Annotated in this window: 2 protein-coding genes and 1 tRNA gene; 2 read left to right on the top strand and 1 reads right to left on the bottom strand. The window is 75.5% G+C overall.

Annotation, left to right across the window (positions count from 1 at the left end; translation table 11 throughout):
* Nucleotides 1-119: 119 nt before the first annotated feature.
* Nucleotides 120-1,715 (bottom strand): dynamin family protein, encoded by a 1,596-nt coding sequence (locus L1885_RS25930; RefSeq protein WP_235799593.1) that lies wholly within the window; start codon nt 1,713-1,715, stop codon nt 120-122.
* Nucleotides 1,716-2,033: 318 nt separating this feature from the next.
* On the opposite strand from L1885_RS25930, the gene L1885_RS25925 reads away from it, so the two are divergent.
* Together L1885_RS25925 and L1885_RS29460 are read left to right on the top strand one after the other, a co-directional pair.
* Nucleotides 2,034-2,106, top strand: a tRNA-Arg gene (locus L1885_RS25925).
* 810 nt (nt 2,107-2,916) lie between these two features.
* On the top strand, nt 2,917-3,291 hold a 375-nt coding region (locus L1885_RS29460), incomplete at its 3' end, for a DUF5133 domain-containing protein (RefSeq protein WP_372482030.1).

Genomic DNA, 3,291 nt, shown 5'->3' with positions numbered 1-3,291 from the left:
GGTGCCTCGCCGCCGCCCGTCCTGCCGGCCCGGCCCCGTCCCCCCGGGGTGCCCGGGCGCCCGCCCGGCCCTCCGGGGCGGCCGCTCTCGCCGGCCACGTCCACCACATCACTCACGGGTTACCTCGTCTCCTTCTGGAGTACGGACAGCGCGGCGATCAGCTCGGCCTGCGGCTCGGGCGCGACCCCCAGGGCCTCCAGGGGCGCGAGCCGCCGGTCGCGCTCCCCGTGCAGTACGCGGTCGATGTACGCGGCGATCAGCTCGGCGCCCTCGTCCCGCAGCCGCAGCGCCCCCTGCGCGCCCAGCAGCTCCGCGAGCCGCTCCCCCGCGCTACGGGCCCGCCGGCCGCCCAGCAGGGAGGCCGCGAGCAGCGCGGAGACGGTCTCCGCCTCTGGCGCCGCGGCGCGGTCCAGCTCGCGCACCTCCTCGTCGGCGAGTTCGTCCAGCTCGCGGCGCCAGCGCCGTACCCGCATGCCGATCCGCTCGGCGGTCTCCGCGTCCCGGCCCGGCATGGCGAGGTCCCGCGCGGCGGGCTCGCGCTCCCACGCGCCGGCGATCTGCTCGTCGGCCGCGGCCACGGCGCACTGCAGGAGCGCCGCGAGGCTCTCGACGAGAGCGTCGAGCAGCTCGCCCGCCGTGCTGTCCCTGGGGTAGGCGCGCCACCGCGTCCGGGCGTCGCCGGCCAGCACGGCGCCCTGCCGCAGCTGGCGCCGCACCCGATCGCCCTCCGCGCCGTACGCGTCGTCCACGGCACCCATCAGCCGGCCGGCCGCCGCGTGCTGGCGGGCCACCGCGGAGGCGAGTTCCGGCATGCGCGAGTTGAGCGAGCGGACCACTCCGTTCGTCGTGCGCACGACGGTCTGCTGGCGGGCCGCCGGATCGCCGGCGCGGTGCGCGAGCCAGCTCAGCAGCGGCGCGACCGCCGTCGTGGGCAGCAGCCCGGTGCCGCCCGCCGTGGACTCGGGCAGCTCGGGGATGGTGAAGCGCGGCACGTCACCGAGCCCGGCACGCGTCAGCAGCGCCTCGTACTGGCGCGACACCTCGCCGACCATCTGGTGCGGGACGCGGTCCAGGACGGTCACGAGCGTCGCGTCGTACTCCTTGGCGGCACGCAGCATGTGCCACGGGATCGCGTCGGCGTAGCGCGAGGCCGTGGTGACCATCACCCAGACGTCCGCGGCGCAGATCAACTCGGCGGCGAGCAGGCGGTTCTCCACGACCAGCGAGTCGACGTCCGGGGCGTCGAGCAGGGCCAGGCCGCGGGGCAGTCCCGGTTCGGTCTCCACGACGAGGACGCCGCGGCCGTCGGTGCCCCGGGAGGGCAGGGGGATCTGCTCGCGGTCCTGGGGCAGCCACACACGGGTGAATCCGGGCAGGACGCGGGTTCCCGCGAACCAGTGATGATCGTCGGGGTGACAGACCAGCACAGGCGTTCGGGTCGTGGGCCGCAGCACGCCCGCCTCGCTGACCTGGCGCCCGGCCAGGGAGTTGACGAGCGTGGACTTCCCGCCGCCGGTCGAGCCGCCGACGACGGCGAGCAGCGGGGCGTCGGGCGACTTGAGCCGCGGCAACAGGTAGTCGTCCAGCTGCGCCAGCAGTTCGCCCCGGCTCTGCCGTGCGCGCGGAGCGCCCGGCAGGGGCAGCGGAAGACGCACGGCAGCGACACGGTCGCGCAGCGCGGAGAGTGCGTCGATCAGCTCAGGCCGTACTTCCAAGGTCACCACATGCGAAGAATGCCCAATTTAGGACGGTTTTTGAAGCGTATAGCCCTCTTCGCGCGCCGATAGAATCCGACGGGGTACCGTACGGGGCACCCGGAGGGACAGATGGGGCGAGTGGGGCGCAGGCATAACGAGTGCACAACACCCGGGGCGTGGACGGCGAAAAGGGCTGCGGGATCCGAGATCGCCTGCGATTATCAGTTCGCTTCACTGAACCTCCACATCGTGCCACGCACGTGAAGCAACAGGGCCAAGGAAGACGGACCCCTATCCTTGACCCGGCCGGTTCGCGGACCGGCCCAGCACCACCCGGCCCCCGTAGCTCAGTGGATAGAGCAGGCGCCTTCTAAGCGCTTGGCCGCAGGTTCGAGTCCTGCCGGGGGCGCCTAGGCCAGCTGACCAGCGGAAACGCTGGTCTTCTTTTTTGCTCGGGTCGAGCACAGCGCTTACAGGCCAAGCGCCCCCGCAGGCCTCTCGCGCCGGCACCCGGCGGTTCCCGCGCCCGCCCGTCCCCGGCTCTCGCGCCGGGCGCCGGAGACTCTCGCGTCCCGCGCGCACCCGGGCCCGCCGGTGCCTTCCCGGGCTCGCAGGGCGATGACGGCCCGCCTCCCGCGGCCACCGCCGCCGATCACGCGCACGGGGCCCTCCCCTCCCTGCACCCCCTCACCCCCACGCCCCCTCGCCCCTGCGCCCCTGCGCCCCTGCGCCCAGGGGCGGCTCCCTCCGGTGCGCGGGCGCGACCGCGGATCCGGCATCCCGGGAACGGAGGCGCGTCCGGCGCCCGGGGACGGCCGCGGCCGGGACCCCCCGGCCGACGGCCGCCCGACCCGTGCCGCCCGTGTCGCCCACCTCGCACGTCCCACGTCGTACGTCGCGCGTCGCACGCGGGTCGCGGCCGGCCCCGTCCGAGCGGGCGGCCGCGCCAATTCACCTCCGGCCGGGGGCCGGTGACGCCGCGCCGGCACGCGGCGCGACACGGGGCTACGGGCCGCACCCCGCAGCCGCCCCTTCATCCGTGGGTCCACGTCGACCCGGCCGGCGGTCCGGCGGGCCCTTCGACAGGCGCCCGTCCCCGCGGAGAACCCGCCAGGAACGGTCAGGAATGGAGCAGGCGCGCGAGGGTAATCGGTTGAGCGGCTTCACACCCCCCGCACCTCGCCCGCCGCGCGTGGGCACACAACCGAGGAGAGCCGCCATGCTCTTGGCCCACCCTGCTGTCCTGCAGAACCTCGTCGAGCAGTACGAGACGCTCCACGCGCTGCACGCCGAGGACGGCTCGGCCGAGGCCCGGCGCCGGCTGGAGGACGTCTCCTACACCCTGTGCGTGTCGACGGGGACGCGCGCCGTCGAGGACGCCCTGCGGACGGCGCGGGAGCGCCTGACCGAGGCCGGGCTGCTCGACGCCGGTGAGCCCGCGGCCCCCCGCGAGCTCACCGTCACCACCGTGGCGCCCGTCACGCCGGCCTGGGCCCCCACCGCCCCGACTTCGACCCGCGCACCGGCCGCTGCACCGTGGCCACCGACGACGGCGCCCGTGCCCTGGAGTACGCCCTCGGCCTGCTGCGCCTCG

This window comes from Streptomyces fuscigenes (assembly GCF_021556455.1).
In the GTDB taxonomy this organism is placed as follows: Bacteria; Actinomycetota; Actinomycetes; order Streptomycetales; family Streptomycetaceae; genus Streptomyces; species Streptomyces fuscigenes.
Note: the sequence above shows the minus strand (reverse complement) of the source record. Positions and strands in the feature narration are given on the sequence as shown.